Consider the following 22,885-nt stretch of genomic DNA (forward strand, 5'->3'; position numbering starts at 1 on the left):
GTCTCACCGGGCTCAGCGTTCGCGCTGGGTCGTGCGGAGCGGTGCGGCCCTGCGCGGCGCAGCGGGGCGCGCAGGCGATGTGGCAGGGGTATCGGGTGTCGCAGCGACGCGCGCGCCCTGGGTCTGTACCGTGGCGCCTGCCGTAGCGCCTGCGTTGCGCACCAATGGTTGCGAGCTGTTCTCGCGGACGGGATCGGCGGCGATCCATTGCTTGATCTGGGGGAAGACCAGGTCAAGCCGCGAGTAATGGTCGCGGTTCGCGGTATTGGCGATGTTGCCCGTGTTGGCGCACGAGGCATTGCCGCCGTACAGACCGCCCCGCAGCCGGTAGCTGTTGTCGGCGTAGCGGGTGAACAGTCCCGAGCCGCTGCTGCCGCCTTCGGTTGTGCCTTCCAGCCAGCCGACCGTGAACTGTTCCGCGTAGGTGTCTGCGACGTGCTGCCCACGCGAGTATTTCTTCGCGTCGCCCGAAGGATGATGTATGGCGATCACATCCGCATTCGGCGCCAGCGTGCTGGCGTCCCAGCCCGCGAACGTCGCGCCGGCCGGCGCGGGGTTCTTCAGGCGCAGGAGCAACGCATCGACATTGGTGTCGACGAACAGGATATCGGCGCCGCCCGTCAGGGGATTCGTCTTGCGGGCGTCGCTGGTGGCGCAGCCGGTGTTCTCGTAACCCCAGTAGGTGTTGAGGGTATTGGCGACGGTCTGACTGTCGATGCAGTGCGCAGCGCTGTAGAAGTACGGCACCTGAGTGGACGCCGTGGTGTCGTTGAGCAGCGTTCCGGTGCAGATGTAGCTCTTGCCGCCGTCCACAAAGACCATATGGGCCACGGCGTTCTTCGCCTGGACATAGGCCGGCCCCAGCTGGTCGACGCGGCAGACCGCGTTGATGTTGCAGGCAGCCGATTCGCCGACCTTCTCCACGATCTTGAAATCGTTGCGGCTGTTGGCCAGCAGGTGCGACACCTGCGGCGCCTGCAGGCGTGCCTGTGTGACCGTCACGTGGGCCGGACGGTAGACCTCGATGACCTGCGTGGCGCCGTCGGTCGCCGGCGTCCAGTAAACGCCCCCCTCGTCGGCGAGCGCGAGCGCCTCGGCCGCCGTGATCTTGGCGACGACACGGGCAGGCTCGTCGGAGCCGGCGAAGCGGAGTTCGACGTGCGGGTGCAGGCGGTCGACCCGCAGACCCACGCGCAGGCCCATCGCATCGGGCGAGCCGACCTGCAGGCGCGCGACCGCCCCGCCGGATTTCAACGCCACCCAGCGCAGTGCAGGCGTGGCGCGTTCGATGCCTTCGTGGGCGAGGGTGCGCCCGACGCCGATCTGCGTGGCCTTGATGCGCTGGCTGGCATTGTGGTTCTCCAGTTCCGCCAGCCGCCGGATCGCCAGTTCCCGATAGCCTTGCCGGGTGATGTCGCGCGCCGGGAACTGCGCCAGCTTCCAGGCAGGTGCCGCCTGCGCCGGCGTGCGGCTGGGTTCGCCGGCAACCTGGGTCACCGCGGCGCTGGCCGCGAAGGGCGTAGCGACCAGCATCAGGCTGGCCAGGCATCGCAGGGTGTTCGATCGCATCATTCTTCAGACCTCCGTGTCGGAGCGTGGAGCGGGAACGGGCGGACCGACGACGGTCCGCCCGTGTACGGGGCTTACGGTTTGGCGGGCGCCGCGGCCGCCACGGGTGCGGCCGCCGGCCATCCGCAGGTCTGGCCTTCGTTCTGCTGCTTCAGCCAGTCCTGCAGCGGCGCGAAGTACTCCAGCACCGCGCCGGCATCCATCTTCTCGCCGCCGGTGAGCTCCTTCAGCGTGGCCTGCCACGGCTGGCTGGCGCCCTTCTCGAGCATCGCCCAGAACTTCTGGCCCGCCGCCTTGTTGCCGTAGAAGCTGCAGTTGTACAGCGGGCCCTTGTAGCCGGCCGCGTCGCAGAGGCCCTTGTAGAACTGGAACTGCAGCACATGCGAGAGGAAGTAGCGCGTGTACGGCGTGTTGCCCGGCACGTGGTACTTCGCGCCCGGATCGAAGAAGTCCTCGCCACGCGCGGTGGCCGGTGCCACGCCCTGGTACTTGGCCTTCAGCTCCCACCAGGCCTTGTTGTAGTCGGCCGGCTTGATGCTGCCGTCGAACACACCCCAGCGCCAGCGATCGATCATCAGGCCGAACGGCATGAACGACACCTTCGCCAACGCCATGCGCATCTGCGCATTGATCAGGGCTTCGTTGCTCTGCTGCTGTTCGCCGACCATGCCGATCGACTTCAGGTAGTCCGGCGTCATCGCCAGCACCATCGTGTCGCCGATGGCCTCGTGGAAACCATCGTGTGCGCCGGTCTGGAACAGCGGCGGCAGCTTGTTGTAGGCCAGGTAGTAATAGACGTGGCCCAGCTCGTGGTAGATGGTGGTGAAGTCTTCTTCGTTGGGCTTGATGCACATCTTCGTGCGCACGTCGCCACTCATGTTCATGTCCCACGCGCTGGCGTGGCAGACCACGTCGCGGTCCATCGGCTTGATGAACTGGGTCTTGGTCCAGTAGCTCTCGGGCAGCTTGGGCATGCCCAGGCTGGTGTAGAAGTCCTGGGCGCGCTCGGTCATCTGCTTGGCGACCTGCAGCTGCGCTTCGCGCTCGGCCTGGAACAGCTTGTCCGTGCCCGGGCCCGGACCTGCCTTGGCCAGCGCCGCCTGGTAGTCGGCCTGGTACTGCTTCTCCAGCGCGCCGGTGATGTCAAGGCTGCCGGCGCCCTTGTACGGCTCCAGCATGTCCCATAGGTTGCCCCAGTCCTGCTGCCACATGTTGCCCATCAGGTGCGCAGGCAGCAGGCCGTTGACCTGGCCTTTTTCAACCCCGTAGGTGGCCTGCAGCTTGGTGCGGGTGTAGCAGTGCAGCTGCTCGTACAGCGGCTTGACCTGGCCCCACAGGCGGTCGGTCTCGGCGGCGATCTCGGCCGGCGTCATGTCGTAGCCGCTGCGCCACATCTCGCCGGTGTCGGCGAAGCCCATTTCCTTGGAGCCCTCGTTCACCAGCTCGACGAAGCGCGTGTAGTCCTTGCGCATCGGCTGGGCGATGGTGTGCCAGCCCTGCCACGCGTCCAGCTGCGCGTCGTAGTCGCGGCTGCTGCGCAAGACGTCTTCCAGTTCGCCCAGCTGGCGGCACTTCTTCGCGTCGCCCTCGCCGGTGCAGTAGGTGCCGGCACCGTAGGTGCCTTCCATCCGGGTGGCGATCTGGGTGAGTTCGGCCAGCTTGGCCGGATCCTTCGGCGCCGGCATCGCCGTGGCCAGCTTCAGCAGCTGGATGGCGCGCGCGGTCTCGGGCGACATCTGCTGGCCTTCGAACTTCTTGGCCTGCTCGATCCAGCTGTTGAGCTGGGTCAGGTAGCGCTCGTTGCCCTTGGCGGCCAGCAGCTGGCTGTCGTCGTTGATGTAGGTGCTGGACAGCCACTGCGCGGCGGTCATCTCCGGATACATCTTCTTGAACTCGTCGTTGACGCGCGCGATGAACTGGTCCGCGGTCTCGCCCTTGGGCGCGGCAGGCGTGGCGGCCGAATCGGTGGCCGGTTCGTCCTTCTTGCAGGCGGCAAGGGTGACAAGGCCCGCGCCGATGGCGAGGGCGAGCAGGAGATGGCGATGCTTCACGGGACGTCCTTCAGGGTGCGGTGGGCGCAGGAACCTGAAGGGTAGTGAGGGGCGGCGGGGGCGGCAAGTGGGGGCGCCCAGCCTCAGCGATGCGGCAGCCCGCGTTCCTTGAGGAAGGCGCGGGCGTCGTCCGCATCCTGCTCGAACCACGCCCGTGTCGATCCGAGCCTGTAGGTGTACCCCCAGGCATCCATGTCGCCCATCAGCCGGTGGCGACCCACGCCCGGCAGGTCGTCGGCCAGGATGATCTGCAGGCAGCAGGTGGCATCCTCTTCGATCACCGAATCGGTGGCGTCGGTGTGCACCTGCGCGCGCCGTTCGACCGGAAGCACGATCAGGTGGCAGGCTTCGTGCAGCATCGAATGCACCGGCGTATCGCCGCGGACGTAGACGTTGTGGGCGATCACGCCTGCTTCCGGTTCGCCCCAGAAGCTGCCGGGAATCGGGGCGGCATCGTCGACGAAATGGAGCTGCAGGCCATGGGATGCAAGCAGGGCATCGGCAGCGCCGGGCGGCAGGTCGCGTACCCGCAGCACGTCGGGCGGGGCGGCGTCGGCGTCGGAAGAGTCAGCCATCATGGGAAAACACCTGTAGGAGCGCCCCATGGGCGCGATGCTTCTGTTTTCCGCCACGCATCGAAAAGCATCGCGCCCATGGGGCGCTCCTACGAGCAGCCCGGTCCTGTCAGGTGTTGCCTTCCGGCAACGCGACGGAGATATCGAGCACGTCGTGGTCGCCGTCCTTGATCAGGTCGACTTTGACCGCATCGACATCGACGTTGACGTATTTCTTGATCACTTCCAGCAGTTCGCGACGCAGCAGCGGCAGATAGTCGGGCGCCCCCCGCGAACTGCGCTCCTGCGCGATGATGATCTGCAGGCGGTTCTTGGCGGTTTCGGCGGTGTTCTTCTTCGCCTTCAGGAAATCGAACAGGCCCATGCTCAACCTCCGAACAACTTGCTGAAGAAGCCCTTCTTCTCCAGGGTGGTGAAGCGCAGCGGGCGGTCCTCGCCCAGCAGGCGCGCGACGGTGTCGTCATAGGCCTGGCCGGCCGGCGACTCCAGGTCGAGGATGACCGGTTCGCCCTTGTTGGAGGCGTTCAGCACGTCGCCGGACTCGGGGATCACGCCGAGGGTCTTCAGGCCCAGCACTTCCTCCACGTCCTTGATGCTGAGCATCTCGCCGCCCTCCACGCGCGCCGGGTTGTAGCGGGTCAGCAGCAGGTTGGCCTTCAGCGATTCGCCGTTCTCGGCGCGGCGGGTCTTGGAGTCCAGCAGGCCGAGGATGCGGTCGGAGTCGCGTACCGAGGACACTTCCGGGTTCACCACCACAATGGCCTGGTCGGCGAAATACATGGCGAGGAACGCGCCCTTCTCGATGCCGGCCGGCGAGTCGCATACGACGAAGTCGAAGCCGTCGTCGGACAGGTCCTTCAGCACCTTCTCCACGCCTTCCTTCGTCAGCGCGTCCTTGTCGCGCGTCTGCGAAGCGGCCAGCACGTACAACGTCTCGAATCGCTTGTCCTTGATCAGGGCCTGCTTCAGCGTCGCCTCGCCCTGGGTAACGTTGACGAAGTCGTACACCACGCGGCGCTCGCAGCCCATGATGAGGTCGAGGTTGCGCAGGCCGACGTCGAAGTCGATGACCGCGACCTTCTTGCCGCGGCGGGCCAGGCCGCACGCGATGCTGGCGCTGGTGGTGGTCTTGCCCACGCCGCCCTTGCCGGACGTGACTACGATGATTTCAGCCAACGGTGTTCTCCTTGGTCGTTCTTATGTCGGGTTGCGCCGCGCGTCAGTCCTGCGCGGCGATCTTGAGTTGGTCCTGGTCCAGCCAGATCTGCACGGCCTTGCCGCGCAGTTCCTTGGGTACGTCTTCCATCACCTTGTAGTGGCCGGCGACGGCGACCAGTTCGGCATGGAATTCACGGCAGAAGATGCGTGCGTCGGCATTGCCGCGCGCCCCCGCGAGGGCGCGGCCGCGCAGCGCGCCATAGACGTGGATGGAGCCATCGGAAATGACCTCGGCACCGGCCCCGACGGTGCTGAGCACGGTCAGGTCGCGGTTTTCGGCATACAGCTGCTGGCCGGAGCGCACGGGCGTCTTCTGGACCAGGCCGGGCTTGGTGTCGGCCGCCTTGGGCGCGGCGGGTGCCGCTGCCGCTTTCGCAGGCGCGGTTTCGGTCGCGGCCTGGCGGGGGGCGGGAGCGGTCGCGGCCGAAGCGCCTCCGACAGGTTCGTACTGGGCGCGGAACTTGGCGAGCAACGGCAGGCCCAGCTGTTCGGCCAGGGTTTCGGTGTCGCGGGTGCCGTAGGCCAGCGCCACCGGGATGACCCCGGCGCCGCGCAGGCCGTCGATCAGCGCACGCGCGGTGTCGGCATCGGGCAGGCGGGTCAGGCCGCCGAAATCCACGATCACGGCGGCGCGACCGAACAGCTTGGGGGCGCGCTCGACGCGCTCGCGCATTTCGCGGATCAACTGGTCGACGTCGAGGGTGCGGATGCGGAGGTTGGCGATGCCGACCTGGCCGATCTTCAGTTCGCCGGCCTGCTCGTAGTCCATGGGGGCTCGCGTCACGCTCATGTACCGGTCGGCCGCTGGACGCCGGCATCGGCCTGCAGGCGGGTGCGGGCCCAGGCGACATCGGGCAGGGCGTCGCCATAGGTGTCGCGCACCCAGGGGTAGCTGCACAGTTCCTTCATCAGCATGCTGGCGCGGACATTCGCTTCGGCCATCACGTGCTGGCCCACCTCGCGGAAGCCGAAGCTGCCATGGAACAGCAGCGCCGGATCGGCGCCGTGGTCGAGGAACACCTCGCACGCCAGCTGCGGGTAGCGCAGTTCGGCATAGCTCTGCACGTCGGCATAGAAGGCGCGGCCCACGCCACCGCCGCGACGGCGGCTGGCCACCACGATGCGGTCGATGTAGAAGAACTGCGGGTAGCGCTCGCCGAACCAGGCGAAGTTGCTGCTGTCGTGGCCGGCCCCGGAACCGAAGCCGACCAGGAAGCCGGCCAGGTTGCCGTCGCGCTCGGCGACGCGGAAGTACTCGGCGGTCTCGTAGAAGCGGCGGACCTTGGCCGAATCCAGCGGCAGGATCGCCAGTCCGGCATTGTTGTTGAGGGCTAGGACGGAATCCAGCTCGTGCTCGCGCACGTCGCGGATGACAATCGACATTACCTGACTCCGAACGGGTCTTGCAGGGCGGCACGCAGCCAAGCCCGGATTATCGCATGCTGCCGCAGCACCGGACAGGCGCCGGGTGAGCCGCGGATGAACCCCGCGGTCGCGTGCTCCAGGCCCGGCATGACTTTAGTTGGGACATGGGCGCGGGCGATTCCGCCTAAGATGCCCGGATGTTGGGACGACTCAGCCACCCCCGCCTGCTGCGCGCCGCCGGCCTCTACACCTGGGCCCTGGTGGGGATCCCCATCATCCTCAATGTCGTGGTGCCGCCGCCGAACGGTCAGCCCGTCAACATCCCGATGGCGGCGCTCAGCTACCTGAGCTTCGGTGGCTGCTACTGGCTGGCGACACGCGTGCTGGATGGCCGTCGGGACGGGCTTCCCCTGGCCTGGAACATCCCCCTGGCCATGGTGCTGACGGCCGCGGCCATCGGGGTGGGCGTCTACACCGAGACGGGCCTGGGCGCGGTCCTGCTGATGATCATGGCCGGTGTGCTGCCGTGGCTGCTCGACCTGCGCTATGCCATGGCCTGGCTGATCGCGGCCCACGTGGCGCTGGTGCCGGCCTTCATGACGATGACCCGGGACCAGTTCACGTTCTGGGAGGCCCTGTTCCAGTCCATGTTCTACGTGGGCTTTGCCGCCTTCGTGATGATCACCACCTACGTCGCGCGCCAGCAGGCCCAGGCCCGCGAGGAGCAGCGCCGTCTCAACGCCGAGTTGCGCGCCACCCGCGTGCTGCTGGCCGAAAGCGCCCGCGTGAACGAGCGCACGCGCATCTCCCGTGAACTCCACGACCTGCTGGGGCACCACCTGACCGCCCTCAGCCTGAACCTGGAAGTGGCCGGCCACATGACCGAGGGGAGGGCGCAGGAACACGTGCGCCAGGCGCATACCCTGGCCAGGCTGCTGCTGACCGACGTGCGCGAAGCCGTCAGCCAGTTGCGCGACAGTGGCGCGATCGACCTGGGTGCGGCCCTGGTGCCGCTGGCCGAGAAGGTCCCCTCGCTCGCGATCCACATGGACATCGAGGAGCCGCTGACGCTGGAGGACCCGCATCGCGCCCATGTCCTGCTGCGCTGCACGCAGGAGATCATCACCAATACCGTGCGCCATGCCGGCGCGCGCAACCTGTGGCTGCACTGCCGGCGCGACGGCGCGAGGATCCTGATCGATGCCCGCGACGATGGTGCCGGAAGCCCGCAGGTGGTGGCGGGCAACGGCCTGACCGGCATGCGTGAACGCCTGGCCCAGTACGGCGGCGCGCTGCGCATCGAAACGCGGCCCGGCCATGGCTTCTGCCTGCATATCGAGCTGCCCGTCAGCGAGGCCGCGCCGGCCTTCGCCCCTCTTCCCGTTTCCCCACCCGAACCCACACCCGAGCTCAGCTCCGGAGGAACCCCGTGATCCGTGTCTGTCTGGTCGACGATCAAACTCTGGTGCGCCAGGGCATCCGCTCCCTGCTGGCGCTGGACGACGGCATCGAGGTGGTGGCTGAGGCCGCCGACGGCAAGCAGGCCGTGGACCTGGTGCCGCAGGTGAAGCCGGATGTCGTGCTGATGGACATGCGCATGCCGGTGATGTCCGGCCTGGAGGCGCTCCAGGCCCTGGCCCGGGCGGGGCAGCTGCCGCCGACCATCATCCTGACCACGTTCGACGACGACCAGCTGGTGCTGGCCGGCCTGAAGGCGGGCGCCAAGGGCTATCTGCTTAAGGATGTCTCGCTGGAGCAGCTGGTCGGCGCGATCCGTACCGTGGCCGATGGCGGCTCGCTGGTGCAGCCCGCCGTCACCCAGCGCCTGCTCTCCGGCCTGGAGCATATGCGCAACGAATTCGTCAGCCTGGACCGCCCGGATCCGCTGACCGACCGCGAGACGGAGATCCTCCGGCTGATGGCCAGCGGCTTCTCCAACAAGGAGATCGCCAATTCACTGGGCGTGGCGGAGGGCACCATCAAGAACCACGTGTCCAACATCCTGTCCAAGCTGGGCGTGCGCGACCGTACCCGGGCGGTGTTGAAGGCCTTCGAACTACAGCTCGTCTGAGCGCGGCGGCGAGCCCTGACGCGGCCGCGCAGGAGGCTTCCGCCGTCCGCGGGACCGGGTGACGCACGCGGTGCGGCCCTTGTTTCATGCGAGGCACGCCCTCGGACCGGCTCCCGCAGCGGCATGCCGGTCGCGATCCGCCCGGGGTTCCATACGCCCCGGAATAGGGCGGCCAACCGGTGTCAGATGGGCTGCGCGAAGCCCGGCAACCCTGCTAGGATGCGCGGTGCATTTTTTTCACGGCCGAGGCACCGGCCCCCGGAGACTCCTGAATGACCCGTTTGATCGAGTTCGTGATTGCGTTGGCGCTGGTCCTGGCGCTGTTTCTGGTGATCGGCCTGATCCTGCCGTCCTCGCGCGAATTGCAGGAAAGCGTCGAGACCAACCGCCGCATGACCATCGTGTTCGACACGCTGAACAACGTGCGCCGACTGAAGGACTGGAACCCGCTGGTTCCAAGCGCGGCCAACGAACTCAGCTACTCCGGTGGCGAAGACAATACCGGCGTCGGCGCCAAGGTCGACTTCAACTCCGCCAACCCGGCCTGGGGCCAGGGCAGCTGGGAGATCGTCGAGAGCGAGCGTCCCGCCCCGACCGGCGGCCCGGGCAAGATCGTCTATGCGATCAACGACAAGCGCATGGGTACCGACAAGCGCAGCACCTTCGCGCTGGAGCCCACGGGCAAGAACAACCGCAACGTCAAGATCACCCAGTCCTATGAGGTCACCTATGGCTGGAACCTGATCGGGCGCTACGCCGGCATGTACGTCAGCCGCCACGTCGGCGATGCGGTCAAGGCCGGCCTGTCCAAGCTGACCAACATGCTGGCCACCGTGCCGAACTTCGACTACCGGACCGAAGGCAGCCCACTGACCGACCTGAAGCTGGTCGAGCTGCCCGCCGAGGACCTGCTGGTGGTGAACGCCGGCAACATCGACCGCACCAACGACGCCATCAAGGCCTCGATCAAGCAGAATCAGGAGTGGATCAAGCGCGTGATGGAGGCCAACGGCCTGGTGGCCGCCGGCCCGGTGCGCATCATCACCACCGACTACGGCTCCGAGAAGTACGCCTTCGACGTCGCCCAGCCGGTCCGCAAGGGCTCGGCCGCGCCGAAGGCCGATGCCGCCGCCGAGGGCGAAGCCGCCCCGGCCGCCGCGCCGGCCCCGGTCGCTTCCGCCGGTGAGCTGAAGGTCACCATTCCGTCGGGCGCCCCGGTCGAGTACGTGCGCTCCGAGCCGCGCAAGCTCGCCTTTGCCAGCTACACCGGCTACATGGCCGAACTGGACAACCAGCGCAACGCGCTGCGCGCCTGGGCGGTCACCGCCGGGCACGAAGTGGTCGATCGTCCGTTCGAGTCCTGGAAGTCGGGCGTCGACGGCGCCTTCGAGGGCGACGGCAAGTTCGACATCTATTGGGCGGTCAAGCAGTAACACCGCCCGGCCCTGCATCTTCGATGACAGGTACGCTTCCAACGCGCCGCTTCATGCGGCGCGTTGCGTTTCCGGGCATCGGTTTTCCGCAATGCCTTCCGCCACTGGCAGGATGCCGGTCTCCCTGCGAGGTCCGCTGAATCCATGAACTACGACCGGCGTCAACGCAAACCCTCCTTCCTGGCCCTGTGCGGCGGCCTGCTGGCCGCTGCCGCGGTCGGGCTGTCGGCCTACGCGTCGCACGGCGTCGGCGATGGGCAGGCGCAGGCGAACCTGCAGACGGCGGCACTGTTCGGCTTCGGGCATGGCCTGGCGCTGGCGGCGCTGGGCGCGGGGACCGCGCGTCGCATGGGCAAGGCCGCCCTGTCCCTGCTGCTGCTGGGAACGCTGCTGTTCGCAGGCAGTCTGGTCGCCGGGGCCATGGTCGGAACCAGCACGCGCCTGGCGCCGGCCGGAGGCATCATGCTGATGCTGGGCTGGGTGCTGTGGGCGATCGACGCCATCCGCCGCTGACATGCCCCGGCACGCGCGCGGCTTCGATACCGAACAGGCCTGGGACCACCTGAGCCGGCGCGATCGCAAGCTCGGCACGTGGATGAAGCGGATCGGCTACATCGAACCGCAAGCGACCTGGCGCAAGCCGTTCGATCCGGTGGACGCACTGGCGCGCCCGATCCTCTACCAGCAGCTCAGCGGCAAGGCGGCGGCGACCATCGTCGGTCGCGTGGAAGCGGCCATCGGCAGCACGCGGCTGCACTTCGACACCCTGGGGCGCATCGACGACGCGGCCTTGCGGGCCTGCGGCGTCTCGGGCAACAAGACGCTGGCGTTGCGCGACCTGGCGGCGCGTGAGCAGCGGGGCGAGATCCCGACCCTCCGGCAGATGTCGGTGATGAGCGAAGACGACATCGTCGCCGCGCTGGTGCCCATCCGCGGCATCGGCCGCTGGACGGTGGAAATGATGCTGATGTTCCGCCTGGGCCGCCCGGACGTGCTGCCGATCGACGACCTGGGGGTGCGCAAGGGCGCGCAGTTCGTCGACCGTCAGGAGGTCATGCCCACGCCGAAGGAACTGCTGGCGCGCGGCGAGAAATGGGGGCCCTACCGCACCTACGCGGCGCAGTACCTGTGGCGCATCGCCGATTTCGGCACCGAAGCGAAGACGGCGACGAAGCGGTCGCAGGACTAGGTTCGAAACCCGGGGTCAGCCCGCGAGCGCCTGCAGGCGCTCGGTCTGGCGTTGCCACTGCATGCGGTGCACGCGCGTGATGATCAGCAAGAGAACGAAGCACAGAGGCACGTTGATCGCATCGCAGGTGATGGACGCGAGCGCGGCGTCCATTTCCGCCTCCGGCGTGTTGGCCTTCATGGAATTCCGGCCGGCGAAGTTGCTCGTGATGCTGAAGGCTAGCCAGAGGAACCACCAGAGCGGAAGCCAGCCGGGAACCTCGGCGTCGTCGACCTTGTCCGGGCGAGCACTGGCGCGCCAGATCTCCTTCATGGCCTGGTAGGGCTTCCACAGGTTGGCGATGGGGAGGAAGTACCAGCCGACCGACCAGCCCGGCGTGAAATCCAGCTGCCGGGCACCCGCGAAGACGCGTCCGTTCCATGCCGCGCGATAGATCCACATGCCGATGAATACGAACGACGCCATCATCGTCATGAACTGCAGGAGCGTGGCGGCGAGAAAGGTCAGGCCCGACTCCGCATAAACGTCATCCACCGTCCAACCATTGGCCGCGGCTTCCTCGAACAACGAATACTGTCGCGCTACCACGGCGATCATCAGTAGCGAAACCAGTACGCCGGCGACCAGGCAGGCGCGGCAGACCCAGGTCAACCATGTGGGGTCCTTGAAGGCCCACGCCGTGTGCGTGGCAGGCGCCGCGCTGACGTCCGCCGCGGGCGTTTGGTACGGATTCTCCACGCGTTCCCCCTGATGGCCGGCGTTCGGCCCTGGCTTCAGCGGTCGGCACCGCCGTCACGGCCCAGATGGTACCAATGCCATGGCTCGTACACGATGCCGTGCGGGTTGCCACGCGGGTAGCTCATGACGAAGCCGAAATCGCTTGCGTGCCGGGTGAGCCAGGCGAAAGCGGTGGTGTGCTCGAAGGACTCCTCGGCGGGCGGTTCGCCCGGCGTGCCGATGTCGAGCGCGCGGCCGCTGTGGTGTTCGCTGTAGCCGGGCGCGGCGTTGACGTGGAGGATCTCCTCGACGCTTTGTCCGCGCGCGCGCTTGCGCTCGAAGATGCCGAGTTGGTAGTCGTGGCTGCGATAGCCGGAGATGGCCTCCAGCACCACGCCATCGCGTGCGGCGGCGGCGCGCATTGCCTGCCATCCGCGCCCAGCGGAACGCGTCAGCCAGAGCGGGCGGCGGTAGCGGTCGCGTCCTGCGAAGGCGAGGGCGGCCGGTTCGGCGACCAGGGGCAGGCCGGTGCGTTCGGCGTAGGCCGCATCGTCCAGTCCCAGGGCATGCAGGCGTTCCTGCAGGGCATGCAGCGGCAGCAGGCCGTGGGCATCGGTGTCGAAACCGCGGGTGGCCGCTTCGAAGCGGTCTAGGGCGTCCCACGCCTCGTCCAGGCCGGGTTGGCGCGGCAGGCCGGTCGCCAGCGGATGCACGCCGCGCGCGGACACCGCCGCCAGGTAGCGGCCATCCTGCTTGCGGCGCAGCACCGCGTACGCACCTGCCAGCACGCGGGCATCGGCGTTGCTGCGTGCGCGCAGCAGGTCGGCCGGCCACAGTTCGATCCGCGACGTGTTGAGCAGGACCGACTTCAGGGGCAGGGCGGGCAGGCGGCGCATGCCCGCAGCTTAGCGGCGGGGCAGGGGTGCCGCCAGCTCCCGCAGGCGCGCCAGCAGGTCGGCCGGGCGCTCAGGGCTGACCAGCACCAGGCTGCCGTCCCGCAATGGCAGCGCGAGCACCCGCGTGCGATCGGTGACCAGGCAGAAGGCCTTGCCGAGGTTGCGCAAGCGGAAATGCCCGGCCTTGAATCCGGGCAGGCTGAAGCCATTGGTCTTCAGGGTGGGCGAAAGCTCCGTGTGCTCTTCCAGGCTCACCACGCGGGCCTTGTCCAGGTCGATCGCCTCGATGGCGAACCGCTTCGTATAGAACGTGGCGCGGACCTGCAGTTCGCGGTTGTCCAGAACGATCGCGCGCCGTCGCATCGCCATGGACAGTACCCCGCCGACCAGCAGGATGAAGGGCAGCGTCAGCCAGGCCGCAAGCGGTGGCGGGGTATCCGATTCCAGCGTCATCGCGGCGGCAGCGGCGCCGATCGCGAGCACCAGCGGCAACCACAGCCACCCGTTCGCATGGGTTGGCACCGGTGCGACGGGGATGTCCTGCGGCTGCTGCATGAAAGGAACTCCGTGCGGTGGGGGATCAGGCGGGCTTCTTGAAGAACAGCCGCACCGAGACTTCGTGTTCGATGAAGAGCGTGCTGACCAGCTCCCAGCCCTGCGTGCTCATCTTGTCCAGCTCCTGCTGGATGCGGTCGGTCAGCTTGCCCGCGAACATCTTGTACGGGATTTCGATGACCTTGTGGCTCCATCGGGGGTTCATGGCGACTCCTTCTTGGGGGCGTCCGGCGCCGTGCCGGTCCTGGGCAGCCTGCCTGCCTTGCGCAGCGCGTCGCGCAACACGTATTCGATCTGCGCGTTGAGCGAACGCAGCTCGTCGTCCGCCCACCTTTGCGCCGCGGTCAGCACATCGGCGTTGATCCGCAGCGGGTAGGCCTTCTTGTCCTGTTTCTCGCTCACGGGCGCTTACCCCTGCGACGCAGCTGCAGCACCATCGAGACGATCAGCGCGTTGACCAGCACCACCATCGCGATCACGACACCCTGCGCCACGCGGTCGTCGCCTCCCGCCCAGTACACACCGACCGCGCCGGCCTGGATCGTCAGGCCGATCAGCACCCAGTGCAGTGCCATGCCGCGCGAACGCGGATCGCGTGCCCGGCTCACCCACGCGCCGGTGAGCAACGCGGGCAGGCCGGAGAACGCGAGGACGAGGGGTGCGAGCGCATGCATGGCGTGGTGCCTGTCAGTAGATCGAACCGGTGTTGACGATCGGCTGGGTGCCGCGTTCGCCGCACAGCACCACCAGCAGGTTGCTGACCATCTGCGCCTTGCGCTCCTCGTCCAGCTTCACCACGTCGTTCTTCTGCAGTTCGGCCAGGGCCATCTCCACCATGCCCACCGCACCGGCGACGATGCGCGTGCGCGCGGCGATCACGGCATTGGCCTGCTGGCGCTGCAGCATGGCTTGGGCGATCTCGGGCGCATAGGCCAGGTGGCTGATACGCGCTTCGATCACGTCCACGCCGGCCTTGCCCAGCCGCTCGGCGATCTGCTCCTGCAGATGCTGCGAGATTTCCTGCGGATGGCTGCGCAGCGCGATCTGGCCTTCCTCGTGCTGGTCGTACGGATAGCTGGACGCCATGGCGCGCAACGCGGCCTCGGACTGGATATGCACGAAGCTCTCGTAGTCGTCCACGTTGAACACGGCCTCGGCCGAATCCACCACCTGCCACACGATCACTGCGGCGATCTCGATGGGGCTGCCATCCAGCTCGTTGACCTTCAGTCGGCTGCTTTCGAAGTTGCGGATGCGCAGCGAGACCTTGCGCTTGCTGAAGAAGGGGTTGTTCCAGCGCAGGCCGTTGTCCTTCACCGTTCCGACGTACTTGCCGAACAGGCTGAGCACGGCGGACTGGTTGGGTTCCAGCTTGTAGAGGCCCGCCATCAGGAACATCACGACGAAGCCGAGCAGGGCGGCCACCACCATGGGCACAGGCTGCTTGTGGGCGGCGCCATTGAGGAACAGGGCGGCGACTCCCAGTGCCAGCACCAGCAGGCCCAGCAGGGTGGGAATTCCGGGTAGCGATGATTTGGCGTTCTCTTTCATGGTCTTGGTCTCGGGACAGGGTTACCGCAGCGACAGGCCGCTGCCCAGCGCAAGCAGGGCCACGGAGAGGAGAAGCAGGCCGCAGATGATCCGGGGCGCGTGGGCGGGCCAGCGACGCTGGATCTGCTTGATCACATGGAGCATGGTCGGTCCCCTGGATTGGCTTGCGCCTATCAGATATCAATTTGATATCAGATGTCAACGGTCCGGGCCGCCATCCGTCGGGCCGGCCGCTACACTGGCGACCCCCTTTCCTGGAAGTCGCCCATGGTCACGCTCGGAACGCCGCTGTCTCCCCACGCCACCCGTGTCCTGCTGCTCGGGTCAGGCGAGCTGGGCAAGGAGGTGGCCATCGAGCTGCAGCGGCTGGGCGTGGAGGTGATCGCGGCCGATCGCTACGCCGACGCGCCGGCCATGCAGGTGGCGCACCGTTCGCATGTACTGGACATGCTGGACCCGGCCGCGATCCGTGCCCTGATCGCCCGGGAGCAGCCGCATCTGGTCGTGCCCGAGATCGAGGCGATCCACACCGAGACGCTGGTCGCGCTGGAAGCGGAGGGCGCGGCCCGGGTGATCCCGACCGCACGTGCCGCGCGCCTGACGATGGACCGCGAAGGCATCCGCCGGCTCGCTGCCGAGACGCTGGGCCTGCCGCCCTCGCCGTACCGTTTCGTCGACACGCAGGCCGAATACCGCGAGGCGGTGCGCGCCATCGGTCTGCCGTGCGTGGTGAAGCCGGTGATGTCCTCTTCCGGCAAGGGCCAGAGCACGCTGCGCAGCGAGTCCGACATCGATCCGGCGTGGGACTACGCGCAGACCGGCGGCCGCGCCGGCGCCGGGCGCTGCATCGTGGAAGGCTTCATCGACTTCGATTACGAGATCACCCTGCTGACCGTGCGCCATGCCGGTGGCACCGCGTTCTGCGAACCCATCGGCCACTGGCAGAAGGATGGGGATTACCGCGAAAGCTGGCAGCCGCAACCGATGTCGCCGCGTGCGCTGGAACGGGCCCAGCAGATCGCCCGGGCGGTGACCGACGACCTGGGCGGCTGGGGGCTGTTCGGCGTGGAGCTGTTCGTGAAGGGCGACGAGGTGTGGTTCAGCGAAGTCTCGCCGCGTCCGCACGATACCGGCCTGGTCACGCTCGCCTCGCAGGAACTGTCCGAGTTCGCGCTGCATGCGCGTGCCATCCTGGGTCTGCCCATCCCGGTGATCCGCCAGAGCGGCCCGTCGGCTTCGTGCGCGATGCTGGCACACGGTCACGGCGTGCCGGTGTTCGGGAATGTGGAAGGCGCGCTGGAGGAGCCCGACACCGCGCTGCGCCTGTTCGGCAAGCCGCGCGTCGAAGGCCACCGTCGTGTCGGCGTGACGCTGGCGCGGGGCGAGGACGTCGACATCGCCCGCTCCAAGGCCCGCGCCGCCGCCGCGGCCATCACCATCGAACTGGAGTGAGGTGCGCGCGATGAATGGCCATGGCGGTTACGCGGTTTTCTTCTTCCCGCAGGCGCTCGAAGCCCTGGGCGAAGCGATCAAGCCCTACCTGACCAGCCAGCCCGAGGGCCCGCACATCTTCTGCCGGGAGATCGACACCGGCGGCGCCTTCACTGAAATGACCCTGGTGGGCAAGGACGCCGAAGGCCACGACGTGCAGGTGGAACTGATGGTGCCCGGCAGCATGATCCGGATGATCGTGTCGGCGCAGAGCGAAGCCGTGTTCGGTTTCGGTCCGCGCGTCGCCCCCGCGTCCGCCTCGGCGCCTACAGCGTAAGGTCCACCCATACCAGGTGGTGATCGCTGCCATCGGCGATGGCGGCGTCCGGATCGCTCTTCTTCGGCCAGAACACGCCGCTGCCCACGGACGTCAGGCCCGTGGATGGCAGCACGTAGTCCAGCCGCAGGGCGCCGTTGCGGCGGCCGAAATCGCCGGTGACGTGCGCGGGCGCGCCACGGCGCTGCATGCCCTTGGCGGCATACGCAAGCGCGGTTTCCTCGCCGCCCTCGCTGCGTGGGGTCGCCATGCGCAGCACGCGCGGATGCTCGAGCAGTTCGACGATGGCCGCGTGCTGGCCGTCGCCATCGGCGGGATCGTTGTTGAGGTCGCCGGCGATGACGAAGCGCGCATCGGCGGGCAGGCCCCCGCAGCGGCCCTGATCGTCGCACAACCAGGGCGCGTCACCGGGCGTCAGGTATTCGCGCCACAGCCGGATCTCGTCCGCATTGCGCAGTCCGTTGCGGTTCTCCGGGCCATCGAACACCGGCGGCGTGGGATGGGACACCAGGAAATGCACCGTGCCGCCGGGTGTGCGCACCGGCACGTCCCAGTGCGACTTGGACGACAGCCGCAACTGCGTCCAGACGTGGTCGGTGTAGAACGGCTGTCGGGTGGTGGGGTCGATCGGATTGGTGGCGCCGGGCAGCGCACTCCAGCGCAACAACTGGAAGGTGCGCACGCTGGCTTCGTCTATCGGAAAGCGCGACAGCACCAGCATGCCGTACTGGCCCGGGTGCAGGCCGTAGCCCCAGGCGTCGTTGCCGCGCTCGCGGCCCTGGGCGCCGACGCTGCCGTTGCGGTCCAGGTCCAGCCCGCTGGGCACGCCGGTGTTCACCGGCGCGAGATAGCGGTACGGGTAACGCAGCGGTTCGCCGCCACCGGGTTGGGCGACACCCAAGTAGCGCTGCTGGAACAGGTCCGCGGCGCGGTGTGCATCGTCGTAGTCGAATTCGTTCAGCAGCACCAGGTCGGGGCGGACCTTCTGCAGCACGGCCGCGATCTTGTGCGCATGCGCATCGTCGCCTTCCAACTGGCGGATCAGGCCGCCGGCCTCGTCGGAGAACAGTGAGGTGTTGTAAGTGGCGACGCGCATCGGGGTCTCGTGCGGCGGGGTATCTTCGCGCTGCGGGGCGGCGCCGCTGCAGGCGGCCAGGGCGAGGATCATCGGAAACAGGGCGGCAGGCATTCGCATGCCGCCATGATGCCATGCACGGATGACATCCCCGCGTTGGCGCCACCTACCCGGCGCGGCGCCACTGGCGACCGTCGAAGTGCTCAAGCGGCCGGAAGCGCCGCTTGTAGTCCATCTTGCGATGACCGTCGATCCAGTAGCCGAGGTAGAGATGCGAATAGCCGTCGCGCTTTGCCCACTCGATCTGGCGCAGGATGGCCAGCGTGCCCAGGCTGCGCGCTTCCTGCGCGGGATCGTAGAAGGTATAGACGGCCGACAGCGCACCGGGAATCACGTCGGTCACCGCCACCGCCAGCAGTTCGCCCGCCTCGCGCAGTTCCACGAAGCGGCCACGCGACCAGCTGCCCACCAGGAACTGGTCGAACTCGACGGCGCCATGCTCGTCCATGCCACCCAGCGGATGCCGGGCGGCCAGGTAGCGCTGGTACAACGCCAGGTGCTCGTCGCTCCGCAGCGCGGCGACGATGCGCGTTTCGACGCCGGCATTGCGCGCGGCGCAGCGCCGCTGGCTGCGGTCGGGCGCGAAATCCGCCACCGGAATGCGTACCGCCACGCAGGCGCGGCATTGCCGGCAGTGCGGGCGGTAGACGATGTCACCCGAGCGGCGGAAACCCCACGACAGCGCGTCGGGGTACAGCTGCGGAAGGCGGGGATCGCGCGGATCCAGCACCAGGTCGCGCGCCACCCGGTCCGGCCAGTCGCCGCACGGGTGTTCGCCGGTGTGGAACAGGCGCAGGTCGTCGATCGGTTGGGTGTTCTCGCCCATGGTCATGGCATCCAGCGCGCGGCGAGCGGCCAGAATGCGGCGCCCGCCAGCGTTCCCGCGATCGCACCGGCCACGAGGTCGCGCGGCTCGTGCCGGCGCAGCGCCAGGCGCGACCACGCGACCGCGACGGCGACCAGCAGCGCTGCCAGCGTCCAGATGGTACCGAGTTCGCGCAGCAGCCAGGCGGCGAACACCGCAAACGCCATGTGCAGCGACAGCTTGCACCAGCGTGCCCTGGCCATCGCGGCCAGGATCATCGCCGCCGACATCGCCATGCCCAGCGCGACCACCGGCTGCGTGCCGTGCCATGCCACCAGCGCCGCCCCGGCGGCCAGCGCCACGAACAGGAAGCGGTTCAGATGCCCCCGTTCGTGGCGCGCGCTGGCATCCACGTGCGCCCAGCGGCCGCGCCGCACCTGCCACGCCGAATAGCCCATGACGAGGGCGGCGAACGCGCCGAATCCCGCTGCCGACCAGACCGCGGTGACGCGCTCGCCACGTGCCAGCGCGAGCGTCACCACGGCCAGCGGCAGCACCAGCATCGGGTGGCCGAAGATCGACAGCGCGCGGGCGAGGGCGTGGGGCATGCCCGCAGCATACTGCGGCGCTCCCGTCGCGTGGGTCGCGACCGTTCGCCGGCTGAACGCGCCCGTCAGCGCGTCAACCCGGCGCGCAGGCAGGCGTTCTCCCTGCCAGTGGCGCATTTGGCGCCGCGTCTTCAGGAGAACATGATGAATCGCAAGACCCTGCTTTTCGTGGCCGTGCTGGCCGCCCTCGGCGCCGGTTCCGCACTGGCCGCCACCCAGGCAGGCGGCGCGCACAAACCCGCGCGCGCGAGCCTGGACGCGAACAACGATGGCGTTATCGACAAGGCCGAAGCCGCCGCGCATCCGCGCCTGGCCGAACGCTTTGCAGACCTGGACAAAAATGGCGACGGCAAGCTCAGCGCCGAGGAACGCCCGCAACGCAAGGGCATGCGCGGTCCCGGCCGCCATGGCGGTGGCGAGCGTGGCGGAATCGCCTTCAGGAAGCTGGACGCGGATGGCGACGGCAAGGTCAGCCGTGCCGAGGCGGCAGCCGATCCGTCGTTCGCCCAACGCTTCGACACGCTGGATGCCAACAAGGATGGCGCGATCGATCGCGTCGACCGCGAACTGCGCGGCAAGCAGCATCGGGACGCGTGGTTTGCCAAGGCCGATGCCGACAAGGACGGCAAGCTGACCCGAGCCGAGATCGACCAGGCCCACGCTGCGCGCCGTGCCGAGGCCGGTCAGCGCAGGCAGGCCCGCATGGACGCGCGTTTCGCGGCGGCGGATGCGAACAAGGATGGTCGCCTGTCGCGCGATGAGGCGAAGGACAGCCGCCTGGCCTCGCGCTTCGACGCGCTCGACGCCAACAAGGACGGTTCCCTGTCCAGGGATGAGCTGGCGGCAGGCAAGCCTGCCCGCCGCTGAGCGGAACGGCGTGCACCCGGCCATCCGGGTGCACGCGCCATCGGGCTTCAGAACGCGAGGCGGCCGGACATCACCAACCCGGCGATCACGCCCGCACTTGCGAGTCCGATCGCGATCACCAGCCCCCACACGCGCCAGAAGCGCTGGCGTTCGATCTGTCGCCGCGTGCCTTCCGGGTCGCGTTGAAGGTCACGGGCCTGACGCCGCCGCAGGATGCGCGGCAGCCAGATCGCACTGGCCCAGCAGATGCCGCCCATGTAGACCAGGGTCAGTCCCAGGGGAGGCACCCAGCCGCGCCCCTGCGTCAGTGCCATGCGGCCGACGAGGAAGCCGAGAATCAGCGGGGGGCAGACCGCGCCATAGAACCCCAGGCCCCGCCGCTCCCGAGCGTCCAGCGGATCCTTCAACGGCTTGCGGATGCCGAACCATACTGCGCCGATGCCGACCAGCGTGCCGAACGCGGCCGCGCCCACCGCGCCCCCCACCAGTTTGAGCAGGCCCTTGCCGGCCGCTGCGCCGCCGGCCCCCCGGACCACCGCCCCCGCCGACGGTGGCGCCGCAATGGCGATCATGCCCAGGACGCCGCCGGCGAATGCCGCCGACGGCGCCGAAGCGCGCGCGAACTCGCCGAAGCGCGCCATCAGTTCTTCGCGCACGTACTGGCGCGCACGCGACAGCCGTTTGCGCACCGCGGCGTCGGTGATGCCGAGCAGCGAGGCGACCTGCTGCGAGCGCTGGCCTTCGCGGTAGTACAGCAACAGCACCTCGCGGCTGTCTTCCGGCAGGGCGGCGATGACCTCGCGCGCCGCGGCTTCCTGTTCCGTCTGCAGCAGCGCTTCTGCAGGCGTGGGCGCGGTATCGGCCGCCAGCGTGAGCGCGATCTCGGCAGTCTCGCCGGTCATCGGTCGCCGGCGCTGCGCGCGCAGGTGGTCGCGGGCCAGGTTGCGGGTGATCTCCCGCAGCCACGGCAGGAAACTGTCGGGATTCTTCAGCGTCGCCAGCTGGCGCCAGCCTTTCAGGAAGGCCTCCTGGGCGATGTCTTCGCTGGCGTGCACATCGCGGGTGATCGCCAGGGCGATGCCCGTGACGGCGTTCTGGCACAGCGCGACCACGCGGCCGTAGGCGGCCTGGTCGCCGCGCGCGGCGGCCGGCAGTGCATCACGCAGGGAAAGTTCGATCGTCAGGGTGTCCATCGGGTCTCCGCTCGTTCGGTTCGTGCAGGCACGACGACCGACGGCGCCGAGTGTGACCCGGGCGGCGCGATGCGGGAACTAGAAGGTCAGGCGTCCGCTGCCCACCAGCGCGTACAGGATCGCCGCCAGGGCGAGTACGCTGGTCAGCGCCACCGCCTTGCGGCCGATGATGTACTCGTAGCCCCGCCGGCGCCGGGCGTTGGCGGGATGGGCCAGGATCGGGTCCATGATGCGGGGCAGGGTGACCAGGTACTGGTAGTTGATCACGCACATCCCCGCCACGGTGACGGCGAGGATCGTCCGCCATCCCGGGGCCAGCAGGGTCGCCAGCATCAGGCCGACCATCCAGGCCGCGCCGGTGCTCGCGTTGAGCGCCATGAAGCGGCGCACCTGCAGGCGTTCCTGCGCGGTCTGGCAGAAGCGGGCCAGATACCACCAGGTGAAGGCGTACCCGATCAGGCCGCCGATCACGCCGCCCACCGCGCCGCCCAGAGCGGCGGGATGGTGGGTGACGTGTTCGAGGATGACGCCCAGCGAGCCGCCGGCCACCCCGCCGGTAACGCCGCCGGTGGTCAGGCCGCCCGTGCCCAGCTTGCCCAGCAGACCCGTGCCCAGCACCCCGGAGCCGATGACCGTCGCCGCGCTGGCCGCCGGCATCGCGCCGACCAGTCCACCCAGCACGATCATCGTGAAGGCCGCGGTCGGTGCCGTGGAACGCGCGAATTCGCCGAAGCGCTGCAGGAGTTCCTCGCGCACGAGGGCGCGGGCGCGCGAGAGGCGCTTGCGCACGGCGGCGTCGCTGAGGCCCAGCAGTTCGGCGACCTGCTGCGAACTCTGACCTTCGCGATAGAACAGCAGCAGCGCTTCGCGGCTGTCTTCCGGCAGCGAGGAAATGATGTCGACCGCCACCGCTTCCTCTTCCGTCTGCAGCAGGCGTTCGGCGGGCGTCGGATCGGGATCGGCCGCCATGCCGATCGCGATCTCGGCCACTTCGCCCGACATCGGGCGGCCGTGCTGCGCGCGCAGCCAGTCGCGGGCCAGGTTGCGGGTGATCTGGCGCAGCCACGGCAGGAAGCTGGCGGTGTTCTTCAGCCGGTCCAGCTGCTGCCATGCCTTTAGGAAGGCTTCTTGTGCGATGTCCTCGCTGGCCTGCACATCGCGGGTGATCGCCAGCGCGATGGCGGTGACGGTGTTCTGGCAGGCGTGGACGATGCGGCCGTAGGCCTCCTGGCTGCCGCGCGTGGCGGCGGGCAGTTCGGTCTGCAGCATCAGGTCCAGGGCGAGGGCGTTCATGGCGTCAGGATCATCGGGTGGGCTGA

General features: G+C 68.5%; 27 protein-coding genes and 2 pseudogenes. 9 read left to right on the forward strand and 20 right to left on the reverse strand.

The annotated features are described in order from the left end of the window. Positions 1-12: 12 nt before the first annotated feature. The 7 genes from CSC76_RS10540 to CSC76_RS10570 form a co-directional block, all read right to left on the reverse strand. Complete coding sequence (locus tag CSC76_RS10540) at positions 13-1,572, reverse strand: trypsin-like serine peptidase (protein WP_162109969.1); 1,560 nt, start codon at positions 1,570-1,572, stop codon at positions 13-15. 71 nt (positions 1,573-1,643) lie between these two features. Next, on the reverse strand, positions 1,644-3,620 hold the full coding sequence (locus CSC76_RS10545; protein ID WP_162109970.1) for a M2 family metallopeptidase: 1,977 nt from the start codon (positions 3,618-3,620) through the stop codon (positions 1,644-1,646). 83 nt (positions 3,621-3,703) lie between these two features. Beyond that, the gene (locus CSC76_RS10550) at positions 3,704-4,195 is read right to left on the reverse strand and encodes a hypothetical protein (protein WP_162109999.1); all 492 of its coding nucleotides are present in this window, start codon (positions 4,193-4,195) and stop codon (positions 3,704-3,706) included. 109 nt (positions 4,196-4,304) lie between these two features. Next, on the reverse strand, positions 4,305-4,559 hold the full coding sequence (gene minE / locus CSC76_RS10555) for a cell division topological specificity factor MinE (RefSeq protein ID WP_093296824.1): 255 nt from the start codon (positions 4,557-4,559) through the stop codon (positions 4,305-4,307). 2 nt (positions 4,560-4,561) lie between these two features. After that, positions 4,562-5,371, reverse strand: a complete 810-nt coding sequence (minD, locus tag CSC76_RS10560) for a septum site-determining protein MinD (protein ID WP_162109971.1) — start codon at positions 5,369-5,371, stop codon at positions 4,562-4,564. 43 nt (positions 5,372-5,414) lie between these two features. Further along, the gene (gene minC, locus CSC76_RS10565) at positions 5,415-6,203 is read right to left on the reverse strand and encodes a septum site-determining protein MinC (RefSeq protein ID WP_238394939.1); all 789 of its coding nucleotides are present in this window, start codon (positions 6,201-6,203) and stop codon (positions 5,415-5,417) included. Then, positions 6,200-6,796 (reverse strand): GNAT family N-acetyltransferase, encoded by a 597-nt coding sequence (locus CSC76_RS10570; RefSeq protein WP_162109972.1) that lies wholly within the window; start codon positions 6,794-6,796, stop codon positions 6,200-6,202. The genes minC and CSC76_RS10570 overlap by 4 nt, the downstream gene beginning before the upstream one ends. A 179-nt stretch (positions 6,797-6,975) precedes the next feature. Between CSC76_RS10570 and CSC76_RS10575 the strand changes: the two genes are divergently transcribed. From CSC76_RS10575 to CSC76_RS10595, 5 genes are all read left to right on the forward strand, one after another. Then, positions 6,976-8,211 carry a sensor histidine kinase gene (locus tag CSC76_RS10575; RefSeq protein WP_162109973.1) on the forward strand — a complete coding sequence of 412 codons (1,236 nt, stop codon included), beginning with the start codon at positions 6,976-6,978 and terminating at the stop codon, positions 8,209-8,211. Further along, positions 8,208-8,849, forward strand: a complete 642-nt coding sequence (locus CSC76_RS10580) for a response regulator (RefSeq protein WP_162109974.1) — start codon at positions 8,208-8,210, stop codon at positions 8,847-8,849. The genes CSC76_RS10575 and CSC76_RS10580 overlap by 4 nt, the downstream gene beginning before the upstream one ends. A 272-nt stretch (positions 8,850-9,121) precedes the next feature. Then, the gene (locus CSC76_RS10585) at positions 9,122-10,282 is read left to right on the forward strand and encodes a polyketide cyclase (RefSeq protein ID WP_162109975.1); all 1,161 of its coding nucleotides are present in this window, start codon (positions 9,122-9,124) and stop codon (positions 10,280-10,282) included. Positions 10,283-10,426: 144 nt separating this feature from the next. Further along, positions 10,427-10,795, forward strand: coding sequence for a DUF423 domain-containing protein (locus CSC76_RS10590; RefSeq protein WP_162109976.1), 369 nt, complete (start codon positions 10,427-10,429; stop codon positions 10,793-10,795). A 1-nt stretch (position 10,796) separates the two neighbouring features. Then, complete coding sequence (locus CSC76_RS10595; RefSeq protein ID WP_162109977.1) at positions 10,797-11,471, forward strand: DNA-3-methyladenine glycosylase family protein; 675 nt, start codon at positions 10,797-10,799, stop codon at positions 11,469-11,471. A gap of 15 nt (positions 11,472-11,486) precedes the next feature. Here CSC76_RS10595 and CSC76_RS10600 read toward each other — a convergent pair whose 3' ends face one another. From CSC76_RS10600 to CSC76_RS19270, 8 genes are all read right to left on the reverse strand, one after another. Further along, positions 11,487-12,038, reverse strand: coding sequence for a DUF4328 domain-containing protein (locus tag CSC76_RS10600; protein WP_202923518.1), 552 nt, complete (start codon positions 12,036-12,038; stop codon positions 11,487-11,489). 206 nt (positions 12,039-12,244) lie between these two features. Next, complete coding sequence (locus tag CSC76_RS10605) at positions 12,245-13,084, reverse strand: M15 family metallopeptidase (RefSeq protein ID WP_162109978.1); 840 nt, start codon at positions 13,082-13,084, stop codon at positions 12,245-12,247. A gap of 9 nt (positions 13,085-13,093) precedes the next feature. Continuing rightward, positions 13,094-13,639 carry a PH domain-containing protein gene (locus CSC76_RS10610; RefSeq protein ID WP_162109979.1) on the reverse strand — a complete coding sequence of 182 codons (546 nt, stop codon included), beginning with the start codon at positions 13,637-13,639 and terminating at the stop codon, positions 13,094-13,096. 25 nt (positions 13,640-13,664) lie between these two features. Then, positions 13,665-13,844, reverse strand: coding sequence for a DUF4177 domain-containing protein (locus CSC76_RS10615; protein WP_162109980.1), 180 nt, complete (start codon positions 13,842-13,844; stop codon positions 13,665-13,667). Continuing rightward, on the reverse strand, positions 13,841-14,041 hold the full coding sequence (locus CSC76_RS10620) for a type II toxin-antitoxin system antitoxin (RefSeq protein ID WP_162109981.1): 201 nt from the start codon (positions 14,039-14,041) through the stop codon (positions 13,841-13,843). The genes CSC76_RS10615 and CSC76_RS10620 overlap by 4 nt, the downstream gene beginning before the upstream one ends. Then, a complete protein-coding gene (locus CSC76_RS10625) occupies positions 14,038-14,313 on the reverse strand; it encodes a hypothetical protein (protein ID WP_162109982.1) in 276 nt (91 codons plus the stop codon). The genes CSC76_RS10620 and CSC76_RS10625 overlap by 4 nt, the downstream gene beginning before the upstream one ends. A gap of 13 nt (positions 14,314-14,326) precedes the next feature. Continuing rightward, complete coding sequence (locus CSC76_RS10630) at positions 14,327-15,190, reverse strand: SPFH domain-containing protein (protein ID WP_162109983.1); 864 nt, start codon at positions 15,188-15,190, stop codon at positions 14,327-14,329. Positions 15,191-15,211: 21 nt separating this feature from the next. Next, positions 15,212-15,334, reverse strand: a complete 123-nt coding sequence (locus CSC76_RS19270; RefSeq protein WP_274382093.1) for a hypothetical protein — start codon at positions 15,332-15,334, stop codon at positions 15,212-15,214. A gap of 123 nt (positions 15,335-15,457) precedes the next feature. Between CSC76_RS19270 and purT the strand changes: the two genes are divergently transcribed. Together purT and CSC76_RS10640 are read left to right on the forward strand one after the other, a co-directional pair. Further along, a complete protein-coding gene (gene purT, locus CSC76_RS10635; RefSeq protein ID WP_162109984.1) occupies positions 15,458-16,642 on the forward strand; it encodes a formate-dependent phosphoribosylglycinamide formyltransferase in 1,185 nt (394 codons plus the stop codon). Between the two features lie 10 nt (positions 16,643-16,652). Then, positions 16,653-16,958: a hypothetical protein gene (locus CSC76_RS10640; protein ID WP_162109985.1), complete on the forward strand. Its 306-nt coding sequence runs from the start codon at positions 16,653-16,655 to the stop codon at positions 16,956-16,958. On the opposite strand, the gene CSC76_RS10645 is transcribed toward CSC76_RS10640, so the two are convergent. From CSC76_RS10645 to CSC76_RS10655, 3 genes are read right to left on the reverse strand one after another with little or no spacing between them, the layout of a single operon-like run. Next, positions 16,948-18,153 (reverse strand): endonuclease/exonuclease/phosphatase family protein, encoded by a 1,206-nt coding sequence (locus CSC76_RS10645; RefSeq protein WP_379606160.1) that lies wholly within the window; start codon positions 18,151-18,153, stop codon positions 16,948-16,950. The two genes, CSC76_RS10640 and CSC76_RS10645, sit on opposite strands and share 11 nt — an antisense overlap. A 46-nt stretch (positions 18,154-18,199) precedes the next feature. Then, positions 18,200-18,925, reverse strand: a complete 726-nt coding sequence (locus tag CSC76_RS10650) for an arginyltransferase (protein WP_202923519.1) — start codon at positions 18,923-18,925, stop codon at positions 18,200-18,202. Then, positions 18,922-19,506: a phosphatase PAP2 family protein gene (locus tag CSC76_RS10655; protein WP_162109987.1), complete on the reverse strand. Its 585-nt coding sequence runs from the start codon at positions 19,504-19,506 to the stop codon at positions 18,922-18,924. Before CSC76_RS10655 ends, CSC76_RS10650 begins: the two co-directional genes overlap by 4 nt. Before the next feature lie 141 nt (positions 19,507-19,647). Between CSC76_RS10655 and CSC76_RS10660 the strand changes: the two are divergent. Beyond that, a pseudogene (locus CSC76_RS10660) lies at positions 19,648-20,268 on the forward strand (EF-hand domain-containing protein); the annotation flags it as partial. A gap of 24 nt (positions 20,269-20,292) precedes the next feature. Next, positions 20,293-20,373 (forward strand): annotated as a pseudogene (locus CSC76_RS19405) (EF-hand domain-containing protein); the annotation flags it as partial. 47 nt (positions 20,374-20,420) lie between these two features. Here CSC76_RS19405 and CSC76_RS10670 read toward each other — a convergent pair. Both CSC76_RS10670 and CSC76_RS10675 read right to left on the reverse strand, forming a co-directional pair. Beyond that, the gene (locus tag CSC76_RS10670; RefSeq protein ID WP_162109988.1) at positions 20,421-21,566 is read right to left on the reverse strand and encodes an RNA polymerase sigma factor; all 1,146 of its coding nucleotides are present in this window, start codon (positions 21,564-21,566) and stop codon (positions 20,421-20,423) included. Positions 21,567-21,644: 78 nt separating this feature from the next. Then, a complete protein-coding gene (locus tag CSC76_RS10675; protein WP_162109989.1) occupies positions 21,645-22,859 on the reverse strand; it encodes an RNA polymerase sigma factor in 1,215 nt (404 codons plus the stop codon). Positions 22,860-22,885 lie beyond the last annotated feature (26 nt).

Source organism: Pseudoxanthomonas mexicana, assembly GCF_010093385.1.
In the GTDB taxonomy this organism is placed as follows: Bacteria; Pseudomonadota; Gammaproteobacteria; order Xanthomonadales; family Xanthomonadaceae; genus Pseudoxanthomonas_A; species Pseudoxanthomonas_A mexicana.

Bases quoted from the DNA above. Each gene is read 5' to 3' on its own strand.
- purT (WP_162109984.1), top strand. From the start codon at position 15,458: ATGGTCACGCTCGGAACGCCGCTGTCTCCCCACGCCACCCGTGTCCTG.
- CSC76_RS10615 (WP_162109980.1), bottom strand. From the start codon at position 13,844: ATGAACCCCCGATGGAGCCACAAGGTCATCGAAATCCCGTACAAGATG.
- CSC76_RS10550 (WP_162109999.1), bottom strand. From the start codon at position 4,195: ATGGCTGACTCTTCCGACGCCGACGCCGCCCCGCCCGACGTGCTGCGG.
- CSC76_RS10645 (WP_379606160.1), bottom strand. From the start codon at position 18,153: ATGCGAATGCCTGCCGCCCTGTTTCCGATGATCCTCGCCCTGGCCGCC.
- CSC76_RS10670 (WP_162109988.1), bottom strand. From the start codon at position 21,566: ATGGACACCCTGACGATCGAACTTTCCCTGCGTGATGCACTGCCGGCC.
- CSC76_RS10595 (WP_162109977.1), top strand. From the start codon at position 10,797: ATGCCCCGGCACGCGCGCGGCTTCGATACCGAACAGGCCTGGGACCAC.
- CSC76_RS10575 (WP_162109973.1), top strand. From the start codon at position 6,976: ATGTTGGGACGACTCAGCCACCCCCGCCTGCTGCGCGCCGCCGGCCTC.
- CSC76_RS19270 (WP_274382093.1), bottom strand. From the start codon at position 15,334: ATGCTCCATGTGATCAAGCAGATCCAGCGTCGCTGGCCCGCCCACGCG.
- CSC76_RS10650 (WP_202923519.1), bottom strand. From the start codon at position 18,925: ATGACCATGGGCGAGAACACCCAACCGATCGACGACCTGCGCCTGTTC.
- CSC76_RS10605 (WP_162109978.1), bottom strand. From the start codon at position 13,084: ATGCGCCGCCTGCCCGCCCTGCCCCTGAAGTCGGTCCTGCTCAACACG.
- minE (WP_093296824.1), bottom strand. From the start codon at position 4,559: ATGGGCCTGTTCGATTTCCTGAAGGCGAAGAAGAACACCGCCGAAACC.
- CSC76_RS10540 (WP_162109969.1), bottom strand. From the start codon at position 1,572: ATGATGCGATCGAACACCCTGCGATGCCTGGCCAGCCTGATGCTGGTC.
- CSC76_RS10630 (WP_162109983.1), bottom strand. From the start codon at position 15,190: ATGAAAGAGAACGCCAAATCATCGCTACCCGGAATTCCCACCCTGCTG.
- CSC76_RS10570 (WP_162109972.1), bottom strand. From the start codon at position 6,796: ATGTCGATTGTCATCCGCGACGTGCGCGAGCACGAGCTGGATTCCGTC.
- CSC76_RS10585 (WP_162109975.1), top strand. From the start codon at position 9,122: ATGACCCGTTTGATCGAGTTCGTGATTGCGTTGGCGCTGGTCCTGGCG.
- minC (WP_238394939.1), bottom strand. From the start codon at position 6,203: ATGAGCGTGACGCGAGCCCCCATGGACTACGAGCAGGCCGGCGAACTG.
- CSC76_RS10675 (WP_162109989.1), bottom strand. From the start codon at position 22,859: ATGAACGCCCTCGCCCTGGACCTGATGCTGCAGACCGAACTGCCCGCC.
- CSC76_RS10610 (WP_162109979.1), bottom strand. From the start codon at position 13,639: ATGCAGCAGCCGCAGGACATCCCCGTCGCACCGGTGCCAACCCATGCG.
- CSC76_RS10625 (WP_162109982.1), bottom strand. From the start codon at position 14,313: ATGCATGCGCTCGCACCCCTCGTCCTCGCGTTCTCCGGCCTGCCCGCG.
- CSC76_RS10640 (WP_162109985.1), top strand. From the start codon at position 16,653: ATGAATGGCCATGGCGGTTACGCGGTTTTCTTCTTCCCGCAGGCGCTC.
- CSC76_RS10590 (WP_162109976.1), top strand. From the start codon at position 10,427: ATGAACTACGACCGGCGTCAACGCAAACCCTCCTTCCTGGCCCTGTGC.
- CSC76_RS10655 (WP_162109987.1), bottom strand. From the start codon at position 19,506: ATGCCCCACGCCCTCGCCCGCGCGCTGTCGATCTTCGGCCACCCGATG.